This window comes from Paraburkholderia sp. BR14312 (assembly GCF_040948675.1).
In the GTDB taxonomy this organism is placed as follows: Bacteria; Pseudomonadota; Gammaproteobacteria; order Burkholderiales; family Burkholderiaceae; genus Paraburkholderia; species Paraburkholderia nodosa_A.
This window is the reverse complement of sequence record NZ_JBFPKI010000002.1, coordinates 75,553-100,181: the sequence shown is the minus strand read 5'-3', so window position 1 is coordinate 100,181 and position 24,629 is coordinate 75,553. Positions and strand designations below refer to the sequence as shown.

Genomic DNA, 24,629 nt, shown 5'->3' with positions numbered 1-24,629 from the left:
TGTGTCCGCGCGCCGTCGCTCAAGCGACGGCGAGACCCGTGCGGATCGTGATCGTATTCGTGAGGACCTTGTGGACCGGGCAGGCGTTGGCGATCTGCAGCAGGCGCTCGCGCTGCTCGTCGGTGAGCGCGCCTTCGAGCACGATCTGGCGATCGATCTTCGTGCCTTCGCTGCCGGTTTCCATCGCGAGCTTCACACGTACGCCTTCGAGCGGCCACTCCTTGCGCTGCGCGTACATCTTCAGCGTGATGGAGGTGCAGGCGCCAAGGCTCGAGAGCAAGAGCGAGAAGGGCGACGGTCCGCGGTCGCCGCCGCCGAGCGAGGCGGGTTCGTCGGCGATCCAGGTGTGGGTGCCGTCGTCGAACTGGACCTGATAGTTCGTCGAGCCAATGTGTGCGGTGACTGCGGGTTCGGCCATGCGCTCCTCGCGGGCGGGACGGTTAAAGAGGGACGGGCGCGCAACCTGCGAGGCGCGCCCCAGGAACCTTATTGTGACGGAAACCGGGCCGCCCTGTAGCGATGCTTCGGAAACCCCCGTCTCCGCGCAACCCGGTTTCAGTGAGCGATGCGCCCCATGCGCCCGGCCTGATAGTCGAGCACGGCCTGGCGGATCTCCTGCTCCGTGTTCATCACGAACGGGCCGTAGCGCACGACCGGCTCGTTCAGCGGCACGCCGCCGATCAACAGAACGCTGAGCGGCGCGCTCGCGTCGGCCGGGGCGGCGAGCGTGACGGTGTCGCCGTCGCTCGCGAAGCTCACCATCTGCTGGGCATCGATCGCTTGCGCATCGGGCCCGTACAGACCCGTGCCCGAAAGACCGTACGCAAACACGCGATAGTCGCTCGGCACCGGCTGCTCCACGCGCGCGCCGGGCGCGAGCGTGAAGTGCTGGTAGAGGATGGGTGTGCGCGTTTCGATCGCGGCCTTCACGCCCAGCGCTTCGCCGGCGATCACTTTCACCGAGACCTTGCCGTCCTTCGAGCGGCCCACCGGAATCTGCTCGGTGGGCAGCTCCTGGTAGCGCGGCGCCATCAACTTGTCGCGCGCGGGCAGATTCACCCACAGCTGCAGGCCATGCATGCGGCCGCCCGTACGCGTGAATTCGGGGTCGGGCATCTCGCTGTGGATCACGCCTGCGCCGGCCGTCATCCATTGCACGTCGCCGGGGCGCAGCGTGCCCGAATGGCCCGCCGAGTCCTTGTGGCCGAAGCGGCCTTCGACCATATAGGTGACGGTCTCGAAGCCGCGGTGCGGATGGTCGGGCGCGCCCTTGGCCTCGCCGGGCGCGTAATCGACGGGGCCCATTTCGTCGAGCAGCAGGAACGGATCGAAGTCCATCAGCTGGCGGGTCGGAAACGGCCGATGGACGATGAATCCGCCACCCTCGGTGGTGCGAACCGCGGGATACACGCGTTCGATCGTACGGGTCATGGTCATGGATATCACCTCGAATTGTGGGAATTGCGTTATATGCGAAACAAACCGCTATTATAGGTAGCCAATTTGGCCTGTTTTACGGCCTCATCGCAATGGATTGTCCCATCGCTGGAACGACGACATGAAAATCGATTCGCATAATCTCAACGATCTGATGTACTTTTCGCAGGTGATCGAGCATGGCGGCTTTTCCGCTGCCGAACGCGTGCTCGGCATCTCGAAGTCGCGTCTGTCGAGGCGGGTGAGCGAACTCGAGGCCTCGCTCGGCGTGCGCCTGCTGCAGCGCTCCACGCGCAAGCTCGCGCTCACTGAAGCGGGCGAACTCTTCTACCAGCATTGCCGCTCGATGCTCGCCGAAGCGCAGGCCGCGGTGAACGTCGTTCAGTCGCTGCGGTCGTCGCCGCGCGGCACGGTGCGCGTGAGCGTGCCCGTCACGCTTTCGCAAACGATCTTTTCGCAGGTCATTCCGGAATTCATGCATCGCTACCCCGAAGTGCGGGTAGTGATGCGCGTGACGAACCGCGTGATCGACCTGTTCGAAGACTCCGTGGATATTGCGCTGCGCGTGCGCTCGGAGCCGCCGCAGAACGCCAATATCGTGGTGCGTCCGCTGTGGCGCACCGAGCAGATGCTGGTGGGCGCGCCGAGCCTGCTCGCGCAGAACGCGCCGCCGCTCACGCCGGAAGACCTCGCGCGCTTCGAAACGCTCGACACGCCCACGGGCGACGGCCGCCACGTGTTTCAGCTCATCGCACCCGATGGCACGCGCCACTCGCATGAACACGAGCCGCGCCTCATCACCGCGGACCTCACGACGATCCGTGAAGCGGCGCTCGAAGGCCTCGGCATCGCGGCATTGCCGGAGATGATGTACGGTGCCGCGCTGCGCTCGGGCAAGCTTTCACCGGTGATGCCGGGCTGGACGCTGCCGGTGCCGCAGCTCTATGCGGTATTTCTCTCGCGCCAGGGCATGGTTCCGGCCGTGCGTGCCTTCGTCGATTACCTCGTCGAAGTGCTCGATGCCGATAAGGGCTTGCAGCAGGAATGTCCGCTGAAAAGCGACATCGCCGCGCTTGCGCCGAAAGCGCAAGGGCAGAGTGCACCCGCCGGGCAGGTTGGGCTCTCGCGCACAAAGAGCGCGAGCAAGATCGAAACTGCATGAAGCTTTGCGAACGTGCAGGCACGTGCGCTTGTATGAAACTTGAGTTTTCACGCAGTGCATTTGTGCGCAACGTATAGCGCCATTTGTTTTTAGGCATTCAAGCGTGAGCGGCCATCGCTACTTTCAATGGCCTGGCTCTTGAAGGTGCGAAGCGAGAGGAATATATTGAAGTCCTTCTCGCCAAGCACCGGTCTTGAGCGGGAATTGATGGCCGCTATCATAGTGGGCCTTCAGGGCCGAAAGCGCAGTCCGTGTTGCCCACGGCAGTCGCATGTGCCGGCGTGAACCGATCGATTGTCGGGGAGTCGCCGCCACCGCCCGAATGCGCCGCGTGCGCACGAAAAAAGGCCTTCATCTGACGATGAAGGCCTTTTACTTTGTACCGCTCAATTTTGCGCGTTGCGTGCAGTGACGCGATCAGTGATGCGCAGGGTCGGTGACGAAGCCGAGCTTCGTGAGGCCGCCGCTTTGCGCGGCAGACATCACTTGGGCCACGCGTTCGTATTGCACCTTGCGGTCCGCGTTCAGATGCAGTTCCGGTTGCGGCGTGGTTTGCGCCGCGGCTGCGATCTTCTGGTTCAGCGCCGCGTCGTCGACCTGCGTGCCGTCCCACAGCACAGTACCGTCCGCTTCGATCGAGATATTGATCTGCGCGGGCTTCGTGTCTTCCTTCTGGCTGCTCGCATGCGGCAGGTCGATCTTCACGGCGTGACGGATTACCGGAATCGTCACCATGAAAACGATCAGGAGAACCAACATGACGTCGACGAGCGGCGTCATGTTGATTTCGTTCATCAGGCCATCGTCGTCGTCGCCGGCAAAGGGGCTCATCGCCATGATACTTGCCTCCGCTCTTTAGTGGCTGCGCGCAGCGACACGCAGGTTGCTCGTGTTGCCTTCCTTCGCGCCGCCGCGTGCGGTCGAGGTGAGGCGCGCGCCCGTCACGAAGAAGGCATGCAGGCCGTGCGCGAAGCGGTTGAGCTTCGTGACGATCGCCTTGTTGGCGCGGGTGAGGGCGTTGTAGCCGAGCACGGCGGGAATCGCGACAAAGAGGCCGAAGGCGGTCATGATGAGCGCTTCGCCAACGGGGCCCGCCACGGCGTCGATCGAGGTTTGACCCGTTGCACCGATGGTAAGCAGTGCGTGATAGATGCCCCACACCGTGCCGAACAGGCCGACGAACGGCGCCGTGCTGCCGATCGAGGCGAGAATGGCGAGCCCGCTTTGCATCTTCGCGACCGACTCGTCCATCGTGTCCTTGAGGCACCGCGTGACCCAGTCCGACACGTCCATGCGGTCGTGCAGATGCGGCTGGGTCTGGTGATGGTGGTCGGCGGCTTCCTGGCCCGACAGCGCAAGTGCGAGGAACGGGTTGTCTTCACGCGAGCCGCTGCCGAGCTTCTTCACGCCGTCGGCGAGATCGTCCGAATGCCAGAACTGCTGCTCGGCGTTCTTCGTGAGGCGTTTCAGGCGCGCGACATTCCAGCCTTTCACGACGATCACGCACCACGACAGCACGGACATGATCAACAGCGCGAGCGCGATGCCGCGTGTCACGAAATCCCCTTGCGCCCACACGTGGGCGATACCGTAGTTCTGCATTCCTGATCCTCTTTATTCAATTCATGAAAGCGTGTGACTTCAGCCCGTCAATTGTTCAGGCTGAACTCGAATGGTTGCGTGTAGGCCGCGCGGACGGCTTCGCCGTTTTCCAGGTACGGCTTGCACGAGCTTTGGCGCATCGCGTCGAGCGCGGCGTCATCGAGGCGGGTGGAGCCGCTCGACTTCTTCAGCTCGATGTTCTCGATCTTGCCCGTGAGGCCCACGACGAAGTGCACGAATGCCGTGCCGGTTTCGCCGCGCCGGCGCGAGAGCGTCGGATAGTCGGGCTGCACGATGCGGCAGTCGAGGTGCGAGACGTTCTTCGGCGCCGAGAGCGCCATGGTCGGCCTGGCGTCGGTGGCCGCCGCGGCTTGCGGTGCCGGTGCGGGCGGCGTGGGAGCCGGCGGCGTGGGTGCCGTGGGCGCGGCCGATTCGATCGCGTGCTGCGAGGGCGCTTCGGCCACGGGCAGCGGTGTTGGCTTGGGCTTGGGCTGAACTTTCGGCTTCTCGCGCGTCACGTGCGGGACCGGCTTGGGCGGAGGCGGCGTGGGCGTGGACTGAATCGCAGCGGGGGCGGCGACCGGTTCGGGCTTGAGCAGTTCGGCCATCATCGTCTGCGACTGGAGCGCGACGGGCGTCACGGGTTCGCGCTTCATCAGCACGACGGCGATGAGCGCGGCGTGCAGCGCGACCACGATCGCGCTCGCGGTGACGACACGGCGGTTGACGCGAATGGAGGGAGACGGCAGCGTGCCAGCGGTGGTTTGGAAAGCCTGCATGTTTAGCGTGGCTGCCATGCGGACGACGGCGCGCAGGCAAACCTACGCGTCGTGTCGGGCAGCTTTATTTGCGAAAGATCAACAGCGAGATGCACAACGTCGTTACGAATCCGAGCAGCAATTCCATCACGACCTCCTTTGAGGGGTACGAGCGGTAGCTGGCTGGTCGGGAGACGGGCTTGCTGTCGGCGGCGATTTGACGTCCGCGGCGCGTGGCGCCTGAGGCGCCGCCGGCTAAACGGGCGGACGGGGCGGGCGCGCATCGGTGGCCGGATGCGCGCCATGGCTTCAGGCAGCCTTGCGCTCGTAAAACGTGAGCGGAACCGCATGGGGGACCACGGCGGGGTGCGCCGGTTGCGTGACCCCGCAGCGGCTCGCACAGACACCGCTTTGCGCCATCACGTCACGAACGGATTCTTCGCACTTGCCGCAGCAGGTCGCGACGCCGAGCTCGAACTGCAGCTCGTCGAAAGAATCCATGCCTTCCTGAATGGAGGCGCGGATCGTCCGGTCGGAGACGGATTTGCAAACGCAGACAATCATGATGGACCGCAATAGAGAGAGTTAATGCGAATTATTATCATTATGTTTGCTGGGTTTGGCAAGCGCGTAGGCGGATTTTTTGTAACAAAACCGGATGCTTAGCAGGGGTTTTGCTTTGCGTCAGGAAAAGGCAAGCCTTTGTAGAGCGCTCGTCAAGGCGTTTGACGGGCCGGCTAGCGGTTAGCCGTTGCGTGACTGTCAGCAGGATTGAGCATTGCCGCGGGAGCTCACCAGGAGACTCCTGGCAGGAGCCAAGCGGAACGAGGCGGGTGAGTCAGATAGGCGGAAACGGGGTTGAAACGCGCTCTTCCGGGCGAGGCGCGAATCGCGAACTTCGTATCACGCGCGGTGTGAGGCGCCGGTGCGTCAGGCGGCGTTCGCTTCCAGTTCCCGCGAGCGGCGCGAGGGGATGACTACGCGCTCGACAGGGGCGTCGAGACCCAGCAGCGCGGCCGCCAGTTCGTGCAGGTGCGCGCCGTCGCTCGTCGAGCAAAAGCGAATCTCGTCGCCGCCCGCGCCGGCAGGCTCGCCGCTAGCGCGCAGGCCGTGCTGGTCGAGCACGCGTTCGAGCTGCCGCGCGATGGCGACGCTCGTGTCGACGAGCGTCATCCGTTCCCCGACGATCGAGCGGATCGCCGTGTCGAGAAACGGGTAGTGCGTGCAGCCGAGCACGAGCGTGTCCGCGCCCGCGTCGAGCATGGGCTCGACGTATGCGCGCAGTAGCGCGAGCAAGTCGGCCGAACCGATGTCGCAGCGCTCCACGGCCTCCACGAGGCCATGGCCCGGCTGGCACAGCACGCGCAGGTCGGCTGCATGGCGCTCCACGAGCGCCTGAAAGCGCGCGCTGCGCAGCGTGACCTGGGTGGCGAGCACACCCGCTACGCGCGATTTCGAAACCAGCGCCGCCGGTTTGATCCCCGGCTCCACCCCGATGAGCGGGATGGAGAGCCGCTCGCGCACGAGCGCGATGGACTGCGCCGTCGCCGTGTTGCAGGCCACCACCAGCGCCTTCGCGCCCTGCGCCACGAGCCATTCGCAGATCGCGAGCGTGCGGTCGGCGATGAAGTCGTCGTCGCGCTGGCCGTAGGGGGCGTAGCGCGAGTCGGCGGCATACACTAGCCGCTCGGCGGGCAGTAGCGCACGCACGGCGCGCAGCACCGACAGGCCGCCGAGGCCAGAGTCGAAGATGCCGATGGGCGCAGCGCTGGATGAGGCCGGAAGGTTCACGGGGATGGGCGCAATAGGGTTGAGGCGCACCCGCAAGGCGGACGGATGCGCGCGGGCGCGAGGCGCGCGATCAGGATTCTACCGAACCCATGGCCGACTGCTGGTAATTCTGGATGCCGATCTTGCCGATGAGGTCGATCTGCGTTTCGAGCCAGTCGATGTGCTCTTCGGTGTCTTCGAGAATCGTCACGAAAATCTCTCGCGAAACGAAGTCGCGCACCGATTCGCAATAAACAATGGCTTCCTTGCAGGTGGACTGGGAAATCTGTTCGAGCTTCAAATCGCACTCGAGAATTTCCCCGGTTTCTTCGCCAATCAACAACTTATGCAGGTCCTGGAGGTTCGGCAGACCGTCGAGCATGAAAATACGCTCGATGAGCATATCGGCATGTTTCATTTCGCCGATCGATTCGTCATATTCATGCTTGCCGAGTTTCTCGAGGCCCCAGTGCTTGTACATGCGGGCATGCAGGAAATACTGATTGATAGCCGTGAGCTCGTTCTTGAGCTGCGCGTTCAGATATTCGATGACCTTCTTGTCGCCTTGCATAGTCTTTCCTTTCTTTGTGGGGCGGTGACTGGTTTCCAACAATAAACGCTCAATACACAAAAGCCAAGGCCGAATCCACATTGAATTGCGGTGTATATCGGCGATTTACTCAGTGCTGGGAACTAATCTCAGTACGCCTCGCGTGATGCAAAAAAAACCGGGGCGCGCGGCCCCGGTTTTTAAACAGGCATCAGGCAGACATCAAACCGTGGCAACCGGAATCTTGCCGATCTTCGCCTGCCATTCGGCGGGGCCGGTCTTGTGGACCGAGGTGCCCGACGAATCCACGGCGACCGTCACCGGCATGTCCTGGACGTCGAACTCGTAGATGGCTTCCATGCCGAGGTCTTCGAACGCGAGGACCTTCGAGCCGCGGATCGCCTTCGACACGAGGTAAGCCGCGCCGCCCACCGCCATCAGGTAAGCCGCCTTGTGCTTCTTGATCGCCTCGATGGCGACCGGGCCGCGCTCGGCCTTCCCGACCATCGAAATGAGGCCCGTTTGCGAGAGCATCAGCTCCGTGAACTTGTCCATGCGCGTGGCCGTGGTGGGACCTGCCGGGCCGACCACTTCGTCGCGCACCGGATCGACCGGGCCGACGTAGTAAATCACACGGTTCTTGAAGTCCACCGGCAGCTTCTCGCCTTTCGCGAGCATGTCGGCGATGCGCTTGTGCGCCGCGTCGCGGCCCGTGAGCATCTTGCCCGAGAGCAGGAGCGTCTGGCCCGGCTTCCACGAAGCGACTTCTTCCGGCGTGAGCGTGTTGAGGTCGACGCGCTTGCTCGTTTCCGTTTTCGGTTCCCAGTTGACCTTCGGCCATGCGTCGAGCGAGGGCGCTTCGAGCTTTGCCGGGCCCGAGCCGTCGAGCACGAAGTGCGCGTGGCGCGTGGCGGCGCAGTTCGGGATCATCGCGACGGGCTTCGAAGCCGCGTGCGTGGCCGTGGCCATGATCTTGACGTCGAGCACGGTGGCGAGACCGCCCAGACCCTGCGCGCCGATGCCGAGCGCGTTGACCTTCTCGTGCAGTTCCACGCGCAGCTCTTCGATCCAGTCCTTCGGGCCGCGCTTGATGATGTCCTGGATGTCGATGGATTCCATGAGCGATTCCTTCGCCATCAGCATCGCCTTTTCGGCGGTGCCGCCGATGCCGATGCCGAGCATGCCCGGCGGGCACCAGCCCGCGCCCATCGTCGGCACGGTCTTGAGCACCCAGTCGACGATCGAGTCGGAGGGGTTCAGCATCACGAACTTCGACTTGTTCTCCGAGCCGCCGCCCTTGGCTGCGACCTGCACGTCGACCTTGTCGCCCGGCACGATCTCGTAGTGGATCACGGCCGGCGTGTTGTCCTTCGTGTTCTTGCGGCCGCCTTCGGGCGGGCTCACGATCGAGGCGCGCAGCACGTTGTCCGGGTTCAGGTAACCGCGGCGCACGCCTTCGTTGATCATGTCGGTCACGCCCATCGTGGCGCCGTCCCAACGCACGTCCATGCCGACCTTCACAAAGATCGTGACGATGCCGGTGTCCTGGCAGATCGGGCGACGGCCCTCGGCGCACATGCGGCTGTTGGTGAGGATCTGCGCGATCGCGTCCTTCGCGGCCGGGCTCTCTTCGAGTTCGTAGGCGCGGCCGAGCGCCTCGATGTAGTCCTGCGGATGGTAGTAGCTGATGTATTGCAGCGAATCCGCAATGCTCTGGATGAGGTCTTCCTGTTTGATGACGGTCATGGCTAGCTTCTGTGGGGACGGGTGTTTTGAATCATGTCTGCCGTGTGCGCGGTTCAGTCGGACTCGGCGTGCTCGGGAACCGCTCGACGCGCAGCGGCGTGCCCGCCTGGCGCTGGATGGCGCGCGGCGAGCTCCTGATAGTGTTCGGGGTGCGTATGCGTGGTGATGCGGTCGATCCACGCCATCACGAGCGCGGAGGCGAGGAACGCCACGTGGATGATCACCTGCCACATCACCGTATGCGCCGAAGCGGCGTCCGGATTGATGAAGGTCTTGAGCAGGTGGATCGACGAAATGCTGATGAGCGCCATGGCGAGCTTCACCTTGAGCACGCCGGCGTTCACGTGGTCGAGCCATTCGGGCTCGTCGGGATGGCCTTCCAGGTTGAGGCGCGAGACGAAGGTCTCGTAGCCGCCCACGATCACCATGATGAGCAGGTTCGAGATCATCACCACGTCGATCAGGCCGAGCACGGCCAGCATGATGCTCGTTTCGTCGAGCGTGGTGGCGTGGCTCACGAGGTGCCAGACCTCCTTGAGGAACAGCACGCAGTACACGGCTTGCGCGACGATCAGGCCCAGGTAGAGCGGCACCTGCAGCCAGCGGCTCATGAAGATGATGCTGGGCAACGGACGCATGCGGCGACGGGCTTTACCCGGGGCGGCGGCGGAAGGCGGCTGGGGGCGTGCGGCGGACATGGGCAATCACGATGGCGAATTCGGGCGGGGCTGCCTAAGTGGGGCTGCCTAAGCGGGGCTGCTCAAGCGGGGCTGCTCAAGCGGGGCCGTCTGGTTAGGGCCAGAAGGCGCGCGCGAGGGGCCGGGCGGGCGCTATTGTACAGCGTCGCAGGAAGGGCTCGCCGGGATTGCGGCAGCGCCGCCCGCGCCCGATACTTTCAATCGCATTACGGAATGGTCACGAGGCCACCGGCGGCAGGCGCCTGATCTTGAGGCTCGCGAGGCCGATGCCGACCACCACGCAGGCGAGGGCGATGCCGTGCGCGGGCGTGGGGCGCTCGCCGAGAAACGCGATGCCGTACACGGCTGCCGCGACCGGCAGCACGGCCGTGAACACGCCGGCGATGCTGCCTGGCACATGGCGTATGCCCATCATCCAGAGACAGAACGAGAACACGCTTGCCGAAAGCCCGTACCAGAGCGCCAGCCACCAGATGCCCGAAGGGACGCTCGCGAAATCGAACGACAGTGCGCCCGGCAGACCCACGGGCAGCATCAGCAAAAGGCCGAACAGGTGTGTGTACGCGCAGATGTCGAGCGGCGCGAGCGTTTGGGTGAGACGGCGCGACAGGATCACATAGAGCGATTCGCAGCACACCGCGCCGAGCACCATCAGGTTGCCGATCAACGAGCTGGCGCCGGTGTCGCCACCGCCGCCCACGTGCGCGAAATTGATGACCGCGATGCCCGCAATGGCGAGCACGATGGAAGCGAGTGCGCGTGCGTCGGGGCGCTCGCGCAGGAAAAGCCAGGAGAAGAGGGCGACCACGGCGGGGATCGTGCTCGTGATGACGCCGGCCGCGACCGCGCTCGTGCGATGCACGCCGCCGAGCATCAGCAGCGTAAACCCGAATGTCCCAAACAGCGCCTGGAGGAACAGATTGATCCATTCGCCGCGCTTCACCTGTTGCATTTTGGAGCGACGCAGGAGCGGGCCCAGTACCGCGAGCGCGATCACGAAGCGCAGCAGCGCGAAGAGGGGAACGGGAATGAAGGCGACAATCGATTTGCCGATGCCGACGTTGCTGCCCGCGAGCAGCATCGAGGCAATGAGAAACAGGGAATAGCGATTCAAGCTGGAATCCGGGTGCGCAGTTCAGTTAGCATTCTAAATGTCTGCTTACTTGCGTGCCATGGCGCGCCGCTGCATGGGCGCGCGTAAGTGGCTGGTAAGTTGCTACGCTTAATCTTGCCGGCATGGGTAGTTTGCGAAGATCGCGCACGATCGTGCCTGTATCGCGCGCCCATGCATGCCGGATGCCACAATGGCGGCTCCCGGCGCAAGCCAATAGCGCCGTGCCCGCATGCGGGCGGCGGCGCACGGAGACGGCGCGCACGGGCATTGAAGATGCTCATGCGTGTCCACGAGTTTGACGTTTCATCTTCACCAAGGGGTTGTCGATGTCTGCGATTGAATCGGTTCTTCAGGAACGCCGCGTCTTTGCGCCTTCCGAGCAAACGGTGGCTGGCGCCACGGTGTCCGGCATGGACGCATACAAGGCGCTGTGCGCCGAAGCCGAACGCGATTACGAAGGCTTCTGGGCGCGCCTCGCGCGCGAAACCCTGAGCTGGCAAAAGCCCTTCACGAAGGTGCTCGACGAATCGAAGGCGCCGTTCTACACGTGGTTCGAAGACGGCGAACTCAATGCCTCGTACAACAGCCTCGACCGCCACGTCGAGGCGGGCAATGGCGAGCGCGTCGCGATCGTCTTCGAAGCCGACGACGGCACCGTCACGAACGTCACCTACAAGGATCTGCTCGCGCGCGTGTCGCGCTTCGCCAATGCGCTGAAGAAACGCGGCGTGAAGAAGGGCGACCGCGTGGTCATCTACATGCCGATGTCGGTGGAAGGCGTGGTCGCGATGCAGGCTTGTGCACGCATTGGCGCGACGCACTCGGTCGTGTTCGGCGGCTTCTCGTCGAAGTCGCTCAACGAACGCATGGTCGACGTGGGCGCGGTCGCGCTCATCACCGCCGACGAACAGATGCGCGGCGGCAAGGCGCTGCCGCTGAAGAACATCGCCGACGAAGCGCTCGCCATGGGCGGCTGCGAAGCGGTGCACAGCGTGATCGTCTACAAGCGCACGGGCGGCAAGGTTACATGGCACGAAGGCCGCGACCAGTGGATGCACGAGCTTTCGGCGGCCGAGAGCGATACGTGCGCGCCGGTGCCGGTGGGCGCGGAACACCCGCTCTTCATCCTCTATACGTCGGGCTCGACGGGCAAACCGAAGGGCGTGCAGCACAGCACGGGCGGCTACCTGCTGTGGGCCGCGCAAACGATGAAGTGGACTTTCGATCACAAGCCCTCGGACGTGTTCTGGTGCACGGCCGACATCGGCTGGATCACGGGCCACAGCTACATCGCCTATGGCCCGCTCACGATCGGCGCGACCCAGGTCGTGTTCGAAGGCGTGCCCACGTACCCGAACGCCGGCCGCTTCTGGGACATGATCGCCAAGCACAAGGTCACGGTGTTCTATACCGCGCCAACGGCGATCCGCTCGCTCATCAAGGCATCCGAAGCCGACGCGAAGGTGCACCCGAAGAGCTATGACCTTTCTTCGCTGCGCATTCTCGGCACGGTCGGCGAGCCGATCAATCCCGAAGCGTGGATGTGGTACTACGAAAACGTGGGCGCCAAGCGCTGCCCGATCGTCGACACGTGGTGGCAAACCGAAACCGGCGGCCACATGATCACGCCGCTGCCGGGCGCGACGCCGCTCGTGCCGGGTTCGTGCACGCTGCCGCTGCCGGGCATCATGGCCGCGATCGTCGACGAAACCGGCCAGGACGTGCCGAACGGGCAGGGCGGCATTCTCGTCGTGAAGCGTCCGTGGCCCGCAATGATCCGCAACGTCTGGGGACAACCCGAGCGCTACAAGTCGGGCTACTTCCCCGAGGAACTCGGCGGCAAGCTGTATCTGGCCGGCGACGGCAGCGTGCGCGACAAGGACACGGGCTACTTCACGATCATGGGCCGTATCGACGACGTGCTGAACGTCTCGGGCCACCGCCTCGGCACGATGGAGATCGAGTCGGCGCTGGTCGCGAACCCCCTCGTGGCCGAAGCCGCCGTGGTGGGCCGCCCCGACGACACCACCGGCGAAGCCGTGGTGGCGTTCGTGGTGCTCAAGGCCACGCGTCCGCAGGGCGACGAGGCCGTGAAGCTCGCCAACGATCTGCGCGCCTGGGTGGGCAAGGAGATCGGGCCGATCGCCAAGCCCCGCGACATCCGCTTCGGCGAGAACCTGCCGAAGACGCGCTCGGGCAAGATCATGCGCCGTCTGCTGCGCTCGCTCGCGAAGGGCGAGGCGATCACGCAGGACGTCTCCACGCTGGAAAACCCGGCGATTCTGGACCAGCTCGGCGAATCGCTCTAAACGCCGAGGCTCGCGCGGCGCCTTGCCTGGCGCCGCGCGCCGCATCGATCCCCGCATTGCCCCGGATTGCCGGCCCTACGCGTTTTTGCTACACAGGCGCATGGCCGCGCCACACACGACTCCGCAGAACAATCTCAATCCATTGCCTGAGCCACCTCCGGTGAGCGAGGCGATGGCGCGCGCGCATCGGCGCTACTGGCGCTTCAATCTCGCGCTGATCGCCGTGCTCATGACGATCGGCTTCCTGGTCTCGTTCGTCGCGCCGCTCTTTGCGCGGCAGCTCGCCGACTTGCGCTTCGCAGGCTTCAGCCTGCCGTTCTACCTCGGCGCACAGGGCGCGATCCTGCTCTACGTGCTGCTCGTGGCGATCTATATCGTGCTGATGCAGCGCGCCGACCGCGTACTGCAAGCCGCGCTCGAAGCCGACATCGCCATTCGCGAAGCCAGCAAGGCACAGCAACGATGAGGCTTGCGCACCGGCTCATACGCTCCTATGCGTTGTACACGCTCGGCTTTCTCGCCTTCGTCTACGTGATGTGGCGTATCGAGCTTTCCACCGGCCCCGGCATGTGGATCGGCTATGTGTTCCTGTTCGTGCCGATCGCGGTATATGCGGTGATCGGGCTGCTTTCGCGCACCTCGGACCTCGTCGAATACTACGTGGCGGGGCGGCGTGTGCCGTCGTTCTTCAACGGCATGGCGACGGCCGCCGACTGGCTTTCCGCCGCGTCGTTCATCGGCCTTGCGGGTTCGCTCTACGCGAGCGGCTACGACGGCCTCGCTTACCTGATGGGGTGGACGGGCGGCTACTGCCTCGTCGCCTTCCTGCTGGCGCCGTATGTGCGCAAGCTCGCGCGCTACACGATCCCCGACTTCCTCGGCACGCGCTTTTCGAGCAACCTCGTGCGTGCGCTCGCCGTGCTCGCGACCATCCTCTGCTCGTTCGTCTATCTCGTCGCGCAGATCCAGGGCGTGGGGCTGATCGCCACGCGCTTCATCGGCGTGGATTTCGCCATCGGCATTTTCTGCGGGCTGGCGGGCATTCTCGTGTGTTCGTTTCTCGGCGGTATGCGCGCCGTGACGTGGACGCAGGTCGCGCAATACATCATTCTCATCGCGGCCATTCTGATTCCGGTTTCGCTGATCGCGCATCGCGACGGCCTCGGCTGGCTGCCGCAAGTCGACTACGGCAACGTGATGCAGCGCGTGGAAGCGCTCGAGCATGACGTGCGCGGTGCAAGCACCGAAGCCACCGTGCGCGACGCTTACCGCGAGCGCGCGGCGCAATGGCAGACGCGGCTCGACACGCTGCCGCAGTCGTACGTTGCGGAGAAGACGCACCTCGTCGAATCGCTTGCGAACCTGCGCCGTAACAACGGCCCGCTGCGCGATATCGATTCGCTCGAACGTGAATTGAGCGCCTTCCCGCGCGACGTGGATGCCGCACGCATGGTGTGGACGCGCCAGCGCGACGACCTGCTCGAGCGCGCCGCGCCGCCCGTGCCGATGAACGAACCGTTTCCCGCCGACGACGATGCCCAGCGGCGCATTCATCAACGCAACTTCCTGTCGCTGCTCCTGTGTCTTTCGCTTGGCACGGCGAGCCTGCCGCACATCCTCACTCGCTACAACACGACGACCTCGGTGGCCTCGGCTCGGCGCTCGGTGGGCTGGACGCTGTTTTTCGTCGCGCTCTTCTATCTGACCGTGCCGGTGCTCGCGGTGCTGATCAAGTTCGAGATCCTCACGCATCTGGTGGGGCAGCGCTTCGACGATCTGCCGCAATGGGTCATGCAATGGCGGCGCGTCGAGCCATACCTCATCAGCATTGCGGATATGAACAACGACGGCGTGGTGCGCTGGAGCGATATCCAGATGCAGCCTGACATGGTCGTACTCGCTGCGCCGGAAATCGCGGGGTTGCCGTATGTGATGTCGGGGCTCATCGCATCGGGTGCGCTCGCGGCTGCGCTTTCGACCGCAGACGGTCTGCTGCTCACGATCTCGAACGTGCTCTCACACGATGTGTACTACCACATTGTCAGTCCGGGCGCGTCGAGCCAGCGGCGCGTGACGATGTCGAAGATCCTGCTGCTCGGCGTGGCGCTGTTCGCCTCGTATGTGGCGTCGCTCAACGCGGGCAACATTCTTTTTCTGGTGGGGGCGGCGTTTTCGCTCGCGGCGTCGAGTCTTTTTCCGGTGCTTGTGCTCGGCGTGTTCTGGAAGCGCACGACGCGCCTGGGCGCCGTGGCCGGCATGATCGCGGGACTGACCGTGTGCGTCTATTACATCGTCTCGACGTACCCGTTCTTCACGCAGCTCACGGGCTTCGCGGGCCCGCGATGGTTCGGCATCGAGCCCATCAGCTCAGGTGTGTTCGGTGTGCCCGCAGGCTTTCTCGTGGCGATCGGCGTGAGTCTCATCGATCGCAAGCCGGACGCGTATACGCTCGCGCTGGTGGACTATATCCGCCATCCGTGAGAGTGGGGACCTGATTGCCGGTGTGCGGTCGAGCACTTAAAAAACGGGCGGGCGAGGCGATACTGAAGTCCTCTCGTTCCCGCGCCGGTCCTCGAAGCAGTACGCGGGAATTCGGCGTCGGGCTGCGGCCCGACGCCTTTTTCTGCTTGCCTGTTCTGGTCGATTCGGACTTCCTTCCAACGTTGCGTGTTCAACGACCGGCGGCGCTGCTGTTCTCGTTGCGCCCATCAAGTCATCCGTTTTTTGTCCGATAACTAGCGGGAGCGTGCGATGCACGCGTGTCCGGCGCATCCGTAGATCGCCCTGGCGGCTACGGTACAATTTCGCGCGCCGCCGGCCTCGGACTCGTGGTGAATCGAGCCGGAAAAAGGGCGTTTTCTCGGGGAAATCATTGAAGCGCGTTGCACTCAGCCTGATCATTTTCGGCGCCTTTACGGCGCCCGCCGCTTTTGCCAAATGCTGGGGCAACGATGCCTTCCAGAACTGCGTCGACGAATCGGGCAATTCGTACACGGTGCAGCGCTTCGGCAATACGTCTACCGTCAACGGGTATCAGCAGAAGCTGCCGGGCGAGGCCTGGGAGCAGACCGGCGCGTCGATTGGCGACACGACGTTCATCACCGGGCAGGCTGCCGATGGGTCGACGTGGACCGAGACGATCACGAACTACGGCAACGGCACGCGAACGATCTCGGGGATGGATGGCAAAGGGCTCGTGTACAACAAGTATTGCACTGTGAGCGGGTGTAATTGAGGGCGTTTGGACGTGCCCCGCGCACGTTATCCCCTCTCTGGCGGGCTATTTGATGGGCTGGAAAAACAAAAACCCCGTAAGTCATTGCGCTTACGGGGTTTCGGCGTTTTGTTCTGGCGGAGAGAGGGGGATTCGAACCCCCGATAGGCTATTAACCTATACACGCTTTCCAGGCGTGCGACTTAAACCGCTCATCCATCTCTCCGGCGGGAGGCGAATTATAGCAGACTCCGCGCGCCGGAGGAAAGCGCTCGCGCAGCGCCTGGCACGATCTGCGCTTTGCAAAGTCCCTCGCGCACCCTAAGCAACGCAGAATTCGTTCGTTCCCCGCTTGCCGGGCATTCCGTAACGTTGCCGCACCGGCCTTGCAGCCGCCTCGCAAGGACCGCGTAGCGACAACCACCACACGCAACGGAACGCCCCGCATGAACAACAAAAACGCCTCTTTCACACGCCGCCCGCTAACCGCCGCTCTCGCGCTCGCCTTCGCCGCGTCGGGCGCCACTATCGCCACGAGTGCCCACGCGCAAAGCAGCGTCACACTCTACGGCATCGTCGACGCGGGCCTCGCTTACGTACACAACGCCCAGGGCGCGAACGGCCTGAACCAGTCCACGCTCGTCAAGCTCAGCAGCGGCAACCTTTCGGGCAGCCGCTGGGGCCTGCGCGGCACCGAGGATCTCGGCAACGGCCTCGCCGCCATCTTCCAGCTCGAAAACGGCTTCAACGTGGGTACCGGCGCGCTCGGGCAGGGCAGCCGCGAATTCGGGCGCAAGGCGATCGTCGGTCTTGCCAGCACGACGTGGGGCACGCTCACGCTCGGCCGCCAGTACGATCCGCTCGTCGATCTCGTGCAGCCGCTCACCGCTGACGGTCCGTTCGGCGGCGTGTTCGGCACGCCTGGCGACCTTGACAACTACGACAACAGCCTGCGCGTGAGCAACTCGGTCAAGTACGCGAGCCCGCTCGTCGCAGGGCTGCAGTTCGAGGCGCTGTACGGTTTTGGCGGCGTGGCCGGCGCGACCGGCAGCGGCCAGACTTACAGCTTCGGCGCCGCCTACTCGAACGGGCCGCTCTCGCTCGCGGCCGGCTATTTCTTCGCCAATGGCGGCAGCACGCTCACTGCCGGCGTGCGCAGCTGGACGAGCAGCTCGGATAGCCTCTTCAACACGGTCATCAATCAGGGCTTTGCGAGCGCAACCTCCATCCAGATCGTGCGCGCAGGCGGCAGCTATGCGGTGGGCGCATTGAGCTTCGGGCTGGCCTACTCGAACACCCAATACGCAAACGATGCGTACTCGACCTTCCACCAAACCGCCAAATTCAATAGCGGCTCGGCGTTCCTGAATTACCAGATCACACCGGCGCTGCGCGCGGGCGCGGGCTACAACTACACGTCGCTCACCGGGCCCTCGTCAGCGCACTACAACCAGGTGAACCTCGGCAGCGACTACTCGCTCTCCAAACGCACCGATCTCTACGCGCTCGCCGGTTACCAGAAGGCGAGTGGCCGCACGCTCGACGCAAAGGGTTCGAGTGTCGTTGCGCAGGCATCGATCGGCGACTTCGGCGTGAGTTCGGGCGCCGACAATCAGGCGCTTGTCGTAGTGGGTATCCGTCACAAGTTTTGACGCCAGAACGGAGCCACGTGGCGAGCGTCGGCAGCCGCGCAGGGGATCGCCGATAATGCTTCGTCGATCCCCCGAGGAGAATCTGCTTGAAGGTCAGCGAAGCCGTCACGAGCCGCAAGTCCGTGCGCCAGTTTTTGCCCGATCCGGTGGACCCCGCCGTCATTCGCCGGGTACTCGATACCGCTGCGCGCGCGCCTTCGGGCGGCAATCTGCAGCCGTGGCATGTTCATGTCGTGGGCGGCGAATCGCTCGCGAAGCTCAAGTCGATCATGGCCGATCGCATTGCGCAGGTGCCTGCGGGCGAGCCGATGGAGTACGACGTGTATCCGCGCGAGCTGGGTTCGCCATATCGCGAGCGTCGTTATCAGGTGGGCGAGGATCTTTACCGCAGCATCGACGTCGCGCGCGAGGACCGGCCGGGCAGGCTACGGCAATTCGCGCGCAACTACGCGTTTTTCGACGCGCCGCTCGCGCTCTTTTGCAGCGTAGATCGTCAGATGGGGCCGCCGCAATGGGCCGACCTCGGCATGTTCCTGCAGACGGTGATGCTGCTCCTGCGCGAAGCCGGCCTGCATAGCTGCGCGCAGGAATGCTGGGCGCGCTACGCGCAAAGCGTTGGCCAGTTTCTCGCGTTGCCGCGCGAACGCATGGTGTTCTGCGGCATGGCGATCGGTCACGAAGACCCGGACGCGCCCATCAACCAGTGGCGCTCGGCGCGGGTCCCGCTCGACGAATTCGTGCAATTCGACGGCGTTTAAGCGTCAAGAATAGCTAACGTTAGCAATACATATTGCTTACAGTGCAGCGCGAATGCGCGCGGCCAGCGCTTCGAGCTGCGCCATGTCGGCCATTTCACGCGCATGCGGGCGCAGTTCTTCGCCCGCGCGGCGCGGAATCAGGTGGAAGTGCACGTGCGGTACGGTCTGCCCGGCGGCGGCGCCGTTGAACTGCGCGATCAAGAGGCCTTCGGGCGCAAGCACCTTGCGCATCGCGACCGCCATCTTCTGCACCGTCGCCATCGCGGCGGCGCCGGCTTCCAGTGAAAGCTCATAGATGAACTCGGCGCCTTCCTTCGGCAGCACGAGCAGGTGGCCTTCGGATTGAGGCATGACGTCCATGATCGCGAGCGTAGCGTCGTCCTCGTACACCTTGATGCAGGGTGCTTCGCCGCGCAGGATGCGCGCGAAGATGTTCTTGTCGTCGTAGGCCATTGTCGGTATCTCCAGTTCGGGCGCGCCGTTTGCTGGCGCCAGGGCGATGGGTTTCATCGAGTTTGCGATTATGGCCCGCCCCGTATGGCTTGTGCGTGTTCCTGCACAATTTTTGAAGTAGGTGCATCATAGAGTTTCTCGCAGCGCGCGCGACGACGAATGTCTTGATAGCAACCTCTTGAATGGCATCGGAGCAAGGTACCAAGGACCCGACTCCTGCCGCATGGAGCACGTATGGCAACGACTGATCTCGAAGCAGCTCAACCCGTTCGTGAGGCCACCGTTTCAGGGGCCTGGCGGTTTATAGCCCAGCTATTGGCGCGCGCTGACGTGAAATTCAACGGCACACGGCCGTGGGACATGCGCATCCACGATCCGCAGTTACCCGAGCGCGTATTGGCGCTCGGCAACCTGGGCCTCGGCGAGGCCTACATGGACGGCCAGTGGGATTGCGAGCAACTCGACGAATTCTTCGCACATGTGTTGCGCGCGCATCTAGACGACCAGATCGATCCCTCCCGTCTCGTCTTCTACGCGCTCAAGGCACGCCTCGTGAACCGCCAGACCGTGCGCAGGGCATGGAAAGTGGGCCAGCAGCACTACGACATCGGCAACGAGTTCTACGAGGCCATGCTCGACAAGAACATGGCCTACACCTGCGGCTACTGGTCGGGCGGCGCGAAAACGCTCGACGAGGCGCAGGACGCCAAGCTCGATCTCATCTGCCGCAAGCTGGGCCTGAAGCCTGGCATGCGCCTGCTCGACATCGGCTGCGGGTGGGGCAGCCTTATGAAGTTCGCGGCCGAACACTATGGCGTGTCGTGCGTGGGCGTGACGATCTCGAAGGAGCAGGCCGCGCTCGGCGCCGAGCGCTGCAAGGATCTGCCGGTTGAATTCCGCCTGCAGGACTACCGGTTGCTCGACGAGAAGTTCGACCGCATTGCGAGCGTTGGCATGTTCGAGCACGTGGGCCCGAAGAACTATCGCACCTATATGGAAGTCGCGCACCGCTGTCTTGCCGACGACGGTCTGTTCGTACTGCACACCATTGGCAAGAACCGCCGCGACACCACGCCCGATCCGTGGATCGACAAATACATCTTCCCGAACGGCGAGCTGCCGACCATCGGCCAGATCGCCGACGCTTCGGGCGGCCTGTTCGTGGCCGAAGACCTGCATAACTTCGGCGCCGACTACGACCGCACGCTGATGGCCTGGCACGCGAATTTCGAGGCCGCGTGGCCGCGTTTCAAGGCGCAGATGGGCGAGCGCTTCTATCGCATGTGGCGCTACTACCTGCTTTCGTGCGCCGGAGCGTTCCGTGCGCGCGACATCCAGTTGTGGCAGTGGGTGTTTTCGAAGAACGGTTTGCTGGGCGGGTATCAGCGTCCTGCCTGATCTTCCCGTCGCATCATTAATGCGGCCGCGTTTCGCGAATGGCGAACGCGGCCGTTTTCGTTGCCGATCAGCGAACCAGTGCCGATACCGTTGCAATGCCAAGGATCGTCATGACGACCGAGGCGCACACGTGAATGGCGATTTCGCCCGCGGCCCAGCCGAAACGTCCGTGCTGCAGATGCGAAACGACTTCGGCTGAGAAGGTCGAGAACGTGGAGAGGCCGCCCATCAAGCCGGTAATGACAAAGAGGCGCCATTCGGCGGAGAGTTGGGGCATGCGCCCGAAATAGGCGACTGCGACGCCGATCACATAGCCCGCGATGATGTTCGACGCAAGCGTGCCGAGCGGCAGGTCAGGGTAGAGGGCATTCAGGCGTAGCCCGAGAACCCAGCGCAACAGCGAGCCGAGCGCGCCGCCAATGCCGACGGCGAGGATGGACAGATACATGGTCTGGAGTGGTTGAGGGCGCAATATGAGCCGGCGCGCCATGCCTCCGGCTCTGTCTTTCTACCGTTTTTCGACCACGGAGTGTAGCACCGGCCGGGACCGCCGGTTTCACGCCGCAGCGGTTTGCCCTGAGACCACGTCCCGCCCGGGTTCTGCCGCGAAGCCACGCCGGGCGGCGTGTCAGACGATCCCGCCGTTCGCGCGCAGCACCTGGCCGTTGACCCAGCCGCCGTCCGGGCCCGCGAGGAACGACACGACATTTGCAATGTCGTCGGGTTGCCCGAGGCGCTGCAGCGGCGGCATGTTCGCGAAATGCTGGACCTGTTCTTCGGTCTTGCCGCTGAGGAACAGCTCTGTCGCCACCGGCCCCGGCGCAACCGCGTTCACGCAGATCGAGCGGCCGCGCAGCTCGCGTGCGAACACGCGCGTGATCGTCTCCACGGCCGCCTTGCTGGCCGTATAGAGCGCGTAGCCCGGCAGATCCATCGCGAGCACGGAGGTCGAGAAGTTGATCACGCGGCCGCCATCCGCGAGTTTCGTCGCCGCTTCGCGCAGCGTGTTGAGCGTGCCGCGCACGTTGATGTCGAACGTTTCGTCGTAGATCGCGTCGGTCGAATCGGCAACTGTCACCGTCTTCATGATGCCCGCGTTATTCACAAGCAGTGTGGGCTGGCCCAGCGTTTCGGCGGTGGTGTCGAAGAGACGGCGCACGTCGTCGGCCTTCGCGACGTTCGCTTGCACCGCAATCGCGCGACCGCCGCCCGCCGCGATCTTCGCGACGAGCGCCTCGGCTTCGGCGCTGCGCGAAGCGTAGTTGATGACGGCGGCGTAACCGTCGCGCGCGAGACGTTCGGCAATGGCGGCGCCGATGCCGCGCGAGGCGCCCGTGACGATGGCGACGCCGCGCGAATTCGTGGAGGCATTCATGATCGGAGTCCTTCTCGTAAGTGGTGAGAACGGGCTCGATCATGGACGAAACCGCGGCGGCGATCATTGCGCGCCGCCGGGTTTCATCATTCCATTTCGATTAACAATGCTGCACGGCGGCGCTCAGTAGGCGATGCAGACGGATTTCGTCTCCGTGTACGCGTCGATGATCGCGCGGCCATGCTCGCGGCCGATGCCCGAGGCCTTGAAGCCGCCGAAGGGCAATGCCGGGTCGACCATGTTGTGCGTGTTGACCCATACCGTGCCCGCCTGCACGCCGTCCACGACGCGCAGCGCGCGGTCGAGCTGGTTGGTCCAGACACTCGCGCCCAGACCGTACTCCGAAGCATTCGCCGCCGCAACGGCTTCTTCGACGTCGTCATACGGCATGGCGACGAGCACCGGCCCGAACACCTCTTCGCGCACGACGGTAAGCGGCTTGTTGGTCGCGTTCGCAATCACCGTGGGCTCGATGAAGAAGCCGGGCCGATTGCCGCCGCCGCCGCCCGCAACGACCTCGCCGCCTTCGGCGCGACCCTGCGCGATCATGCCGGCGACCTTGGCGCGATGGCGCGCCGAAACGAGCGGGCCCATCTGCGCGGCCGCATCGAAACCCGAGCCGAGCACGGTTGCGCGCGCAACCTTAGCGATGCCATCGACGATCTGCTCAAAACGCGCGCGCGGCAGATACAGGCGCGAGCCTGCCGTGCAGACCTGGCCGTGATTGAAGAAGATCGCGCCGGCTGCGCCTTCGATCGCGCGCTGCGGATCGCAGTCGTCGAGCACGATCACGGGGCTCTTGCCGCCCAGTTCCAGCGAGACGCGCTTGAGATCGCTCGCGCATTGCTTGCCGATGAGGCGGCCCACTTCGGTCGAGCCCGTGAAAGTGACCTTGTCCACCTGCGCATGACGACCTAGCGCTGCGCCCGCCGTTTCGCCCTGGCCCGTGACGACATTGAACACGCCCGGCGGAAAGCCGGCTTCGTGCGCGAGCTCGGCGAGGCGGATGGCCGTGAGCGGCGTTTCTTCGGCGGGCTTGAGCACCACGGTGCAGCCGCAGGCGAGCGCGGGCGCGATTTTCCAGACCGCCATCAGCAGCGGGAAATTCCACGGCACGATCGCGGCGACCACGCCCGCAGGCACGCGCCGCGTGGAGGCGTTATAGCGCACGCCGGGCGGGAAAGCGAGCGAGAGGTCCACGGTGCTGCCCTCGATCTTCGTGGCCCAGCCGGCCATATAGCGCAGCCATTGCACGCTGCCGCCCACTTCGAGCATCTTCGAGAAGGCGAGCAGCTTGCCCTGGTTGAGCGTTTCGAGCGCAGCAAGTTCGTCGCCGTGCTGTTCGACGAGGTCGGCGAGTTTGAGCAGCAGGCGCTCGCGCGCGGCGGGCACCATACGCCGCCACGTGTCGGCTTCGAAGGCGCGGCGCGCGGCAATGACGGCAGCGTCGATGTCGGCGTCGCTGGCGTCGGGCACCTGCGCGATCTCCGCGCCCGTGGCGGGATTGAATACGGCAAACGTGCGGCCGTTGCCGCTTTCGCTAAAACGTCCGTCGACGAACATTTGTGTGCGGATCGTGTGCGTGAAGTCCTGGCGGTCCATACCGTCTCCTGATTTCGGTAGTAATGCGAACGTTTTTCGGTGAGTGTTTCAGCGTAAGTCGATTGTGCTGCCCGTAGCGAGCGCGGCTGACGCAGGGTAGGGCGTGTGTGCACGGAATCGGCGTGGCATTGCGAATGCGTATGCGCATGCAAGATTGAGCGCGCCCGCAACGATGAACAGCGCGTAAAAACCCTGTCCGAAGCCCCATGACGTGGTGGCGAGCGCCGCGCCTGCCAGCATGCCCGCGTGATGTGCGAGGCCCGGGCAGCCGGTACCCGAGGCGCGCGACGTTCGCCCGCCGCGTATGAGCGTGGGGAGCGTCAGGTAGTCGAGCACGGCGAATGCGGGGGCAGCAAGCGCAGCCCACGGCGCGAGGCAATCGGCCGTCAGCGCGGCGAGCAGTCCGCCACGCAATACGAAGAGCACGAGCAGTGCGCGCCGGTAATCGACGCGATCGGCGAGCCAGCCTGCGAGGCTCACCACGGCGAGTGACGTCACAACCTGCGTCACGGACATCGCAGTGCCGCCGCAGAGCGCAAAAAACTGGAAGCGCGCGAGCGCGCCGCTCGACAGGCCTGCAAGCAGCGCGGGTGCGATGAGCAGCAAGCCGTTGCGCCACACGGGCGCCGTTGCGTGCGTATGCACCGACCTTGCCGCGCTATCGCGCCTGCGCCGCAAGTGCATGCACGCCGCGGCGATCACGGCGACGCCGCCCAGGATGAGCGGCGTCTGCGCGAGCGTCGCTCCTGCATGCGCGCCGGCGCCCATTGCCGCCATCGTGAGTGCGAGTGCGCTCGCGATCGGCACCGTGGGGTGCGTGGCGAAGCTGCGCGCAAGCACGCCCGGAATCAACGACATCGCAGGCAGGGCAAGCGCGCTCGCGGCGAATGCGGCAAACGGCGCGCCGGCCGGCATCGCCGCGATCATGACGCCTCCCGCAAGCGCGCTCGCGCCGCCCGTGATCGACGCCCAGACGCACAGCAGGCGTGCGGCGTGCATTACATCAAGGCGGCGCTCGCGCGGCATCATCG

General features: G+C 64.5%; 24 protein-coding genes and 1 tRNA gene. 8 read left to right on the top strand and 17 right to left on the bottom strand.

Features of this window, described 5'->3' with window-relative positions:
• Positions 1-19: 19 nt before the first annotated feature.
• Entirely contained in the window at positions 20-418 is a 399-nt protein-coding gene (locus tag AB3X98_RS06225; protein ID WP_069262510.1) for an OsmC family protein, read from the bottom strand.
• A gap of 137 nt (positions 419-555) precedes the next feature.
• Positions 556-1,437, bottom strand: a complete 882-nt coding sequence (locus AB3X98_RS06220) for a pirin family protein (protein ID WP_342945481.1) — start codon at positions 1,435-1,437, stop codon at positions 556-558.
• Positions 1,438-1,558: 121 nt separating this feature from the next.
• Here AB3X98_RS06220 and AB3X98_RS06215 point away from each other — a divergent pair, with 121 nt between their 5' ends.
• Positions 1,559-2,599: a LysR family transcriptional regulator gene (locus AB3X98_RS06215; RefSeq protein ID WP_368604877.1), complete on the top strand. Its 1,041-nt coding sequence runs from the start codon at positions 1,559-1,561 to the stop codon at positions 2,597-2,599.
• Positions 2,600-3,016: 417 nt separating this feature from the next.
• On the opposite strand, the gene AB3X98_RS06210 is transcribed toward AB3X98_RS06215, so the two are convergent.
• From AB3X98_RS06210 to AB3X98_RS06170, 9 genes are all read right to left on the bottom strand, one after another.
• Positions 3,017-3,436: an ExbD/TolR family protein gene (locus tag AB3X98_RS06210; protein WP_368604878.1), complete on the bottom strand. Its 420-nt coding sequence runs from the start codon at positions 3,434-3,436 to the stop codon at positions 3,017-3,019.
• Positions 3,437-3,454: 18 nt separating this feature from the next.
• A complete protein-coding gene (locus AB3X98_RS06205) occupies positions 3,455-4,201 on the bottom strand; it encodes a MotA/TolQ/ExbB proton channel family protein (protein WP_069262508.1) in 747 nt (248 codons plus the stop codon).
• A gap of 47 nt (positions 4,202-4,248) precedes the next feature.
• Positions 4,249-4,980: an energy transducer TonB gene (locus AB3X98_RS06200; protein ID WP_368604879.1), complete on the bottom strand. Its 732-nt coding sequence runs from the start codon at positions 4,978-4,980 to the stop codon at positions 4,249-4,251.
• A 288-nt stretch (positions 4,981-5,268) separates the two neighbouring features.
• On the bottom strand, positions 5,269-5,523 hold the full coding sequence (locus tag AB3X98_RS06195; RefSeq protein WP_028208420.1) for a bacterioferritin-associated ferredoxin: 255 nt from the start codon (positions 5,521-5,523) through the stop codon (positions 5,269-5,271).
• Positions 5,524-5,889: 366 nt separating this feature from the next.
• Complete coding sequence (gene murI / locus AB3X98_RS06190) at positions 5,890-6,750, bottom strand: glutamate racemase (protein ID WP_256094518.1); 861 nt, start codon at positions 6,748-6,750, stop codon at positions 5,890-5,892.
• Between the two features lie 70 nt (positions 6,751-6,820).
• Entirely contained in the window at positions 6,821-7,300 is a 480-nt protein-coding gene (gene bfr, locus AB3X98_RS06185) for a bacterioferritin (protein WP_342945484.1), read from the bottom strand.
• A 201-nt stretch (positions 7,301-7,501) separates the two neighbouring features.
• A complete protein-coding gene (locus AB3X98_RS06180; protein WP_368604880.1) occupies positions 7,502-9,025 on the bottom strand; it encodes a fumarate hydratase in 1,524 nt (507 codons plus the stop codon).
• A 53-nt stretch (positions 9,026-9,078) separates the two neighbouring features.
• Positions 9,079-9,723 (bottom strand): TIGR00645 family protein, encoded by a 645-nt coding sequence (locus tag AB3X98_RS06175; RefSeq protein ID WP_069262503.1) that lies wholly within the window; start codon positions 9,721-9,723, stop codon positions 9,079-9,081.
• A gap of 217 nt (positions 9,724-9,940) precedes the next feature.
• Complete coding sequence (locus AB3X98_RS06170) at positions 9,941-10,837, bottom strand: DMT family transporter (RefSeq protein WP_368604881.1); 897 nt, start codon at positions 10,835-10,837, stop codon at positions 9,941-9,943.
• Positions 10,838-11,163: 326 nt separating this feature from the next.
• On the opposite strand from AB3X98_RS06170, the gene acs reads away from it, so the two are divergent.
• The 4 genes from acs to AB3X98_RS06150 all read left to right on the top strand — a co-directional run bounded on the left by acs (position 11,164) and on the right by AB3X98_RS06150 (position 16,381).
• A complete protein-coding gene (gene acs, locus AB3X98_RS06165) occupies positions 11,164-13,146 on the top strand; it encodes an acetate--CoA ligase (protein ID WP_069262501.1) in 1,983 nt (660 codons plus the stop codon).
• A 100-nt stretch (positions 13,147-13,246) separates the two neighbouring features.
• Complete coding sequence (locus AB3X98_RS06160; RefSeq protein WP_083245109.1) at positions 13,247-13,612, top strand: DUF4212 domain-containing protein; 366 nt, start codon at positions 13,247-13,249, stop codon at positions 13,610-13,612.
• Positions 13,609-15,627, top strand: coding sequence for a sodium:solute symporter family protein (locus AB3X98_RS06155; RefSeq protein WP_368604882.1), 2,019 nt, complete (start codon positions 13,609-13,611; stop codon positions 15,625-15,627). Before AB3X98_RS06160 ends, AB3X98_RS06155 begins: the two co-directional genes overlap by 4 nt.
• A gap of 391 nt (positions 15,628-16,018) precedes the next feature.
• Complete coding sequence (locus tag AB3X98_RS06150; protein WP_083245108.1) at positions 16,019-16,381, top strand: hypothetical protein; 363 nt, start codon at positions 16,019-16,021, stop codon at positions 16,379-16,381.
• A 114-nt stretch (positions 16,382-16,495) separates the two neighbouring features.
• Here AB3X98_RS06150 and AB3X98_RS06145 read toward each other — a convergent pair.
• Positions 16,496-16,586 (bottom strand) — tRNA-Ser (locus AB3X98_RS06145).
• 220 nt (positions 16,587-16,806) lie between these two features.
• Here AB3X98_RS06145 and AB3X98_RS06140 point away from each other — a divergent pair.
• Positions 16,807-18,012 (top strand): porin, encoded by a 1,206-nt coding sequence (locus AB3X98_RS06140; protein WP_368604883.1) that lies wholly within the window; start codon positions 16,807-16,809, stop codon positions 18,010-18,012.
• Positions 18,013-18,098: 86 nt separating this feature from the next.
• Positions 18,099-18,770, top strand: a complete 672-nt coding sequence (locus AB3X98_RS06135; protein ID WP_069262498.1) for a nitroreductase — start codon at positions 18,099-18,101, stop codon at positions 18,768-18,770.
• Between the two features lie 36 nt (positions 18,771-18,806).
• Here the strand turns inward: AB3X98_RS06135 and AB3X98_RS06130 are convergent, their stop codons facing one another.
• Positions 18,807-19,223: an HIT family protein gene (locus tag AB3X98_RS06130; protein WP_069262497.1), complete on the bottom strand. Its 417-nt coding sequence runs from the start codon at positions 19,221-19,223 to the stop codon at positions 18,807-18,809.
• A gap of 234 nt (positions 19,224-19,457) precedes the next feature.
• On the opposite strand from AB3X98_RS06130, the gene cfa reads away from it, so the two are divergent.
• Positions 19,458-20,621, top strand: coding sequence for a cyclopropane fatty acyl phospholipid synthase (gene cfa, locus AB3X98_RS06125; protein ID WP_368604884.1), 1,164 nt, complete (start codon positions 19,458-19,460; stop codon positions 20,619-20,621).
• 67 nt (positions 20,622-20,688) lie between these two features.
• Here the strand turns inward: cfa and crcB are convergent, their stop codons facing one another.
• The 4 genes from crcB to AB3X98_RS06105 all read right to left on the bottom strand — a co-directional run bounded on the left by crcB (position 20,689) and on the right by AB3X98_RS06105 (position 24,627).
• Entirely contained in the window at positions 20,689-21,069 is a 381-nt protein-coding gene (gene crcB / locus AB3X98_RS06120; RefSeq protein WP_342945518.1) for a fluoride efflux transporter CrcB, read from the bottom strand.
• A 180-nt stretch (positions 21,070-21,249) separates the two neighbouring features.
• A complete protein-coding gene (locus tag AB3X98_RS06115) occupies positions 21,250-21,996 on the bottom strand; it encodes an SDR family oxidoreductase (RefSeq protein WP_368604885.1) in 747 nt (248 codons plus the stop codon).
• Positions 21,997-22,119: 123 nt separating this feature from the next.
• Positions 22,120-23,559, bottom strand: coding sequence for a phenylacetaldehyde dehydrogenase StyD (gene styD / locus AB3X98_RS06110; RefSeq protein WP_368604922.1), 1,440 nt, complete (start codon positions 23,557-23,559; stop codon positions 22,120-22,122).
• 87 nt (positions 23,560-23,646) lie between these two features.
• The gene (locus AB3X98_RS06105; RefSeq protein WP_368604886.1) at positions 23,647-24,627 is read right to left on the bottom strand and encodes a hypothetical protein; all 981 of its coding nucleotides are present in this window, start codon (positions 24,625-24,627) and stop codon (positions 23,647-23,649) included.
• Positions 24,628-24,629 lie beyond the last annotated feature (2 nt).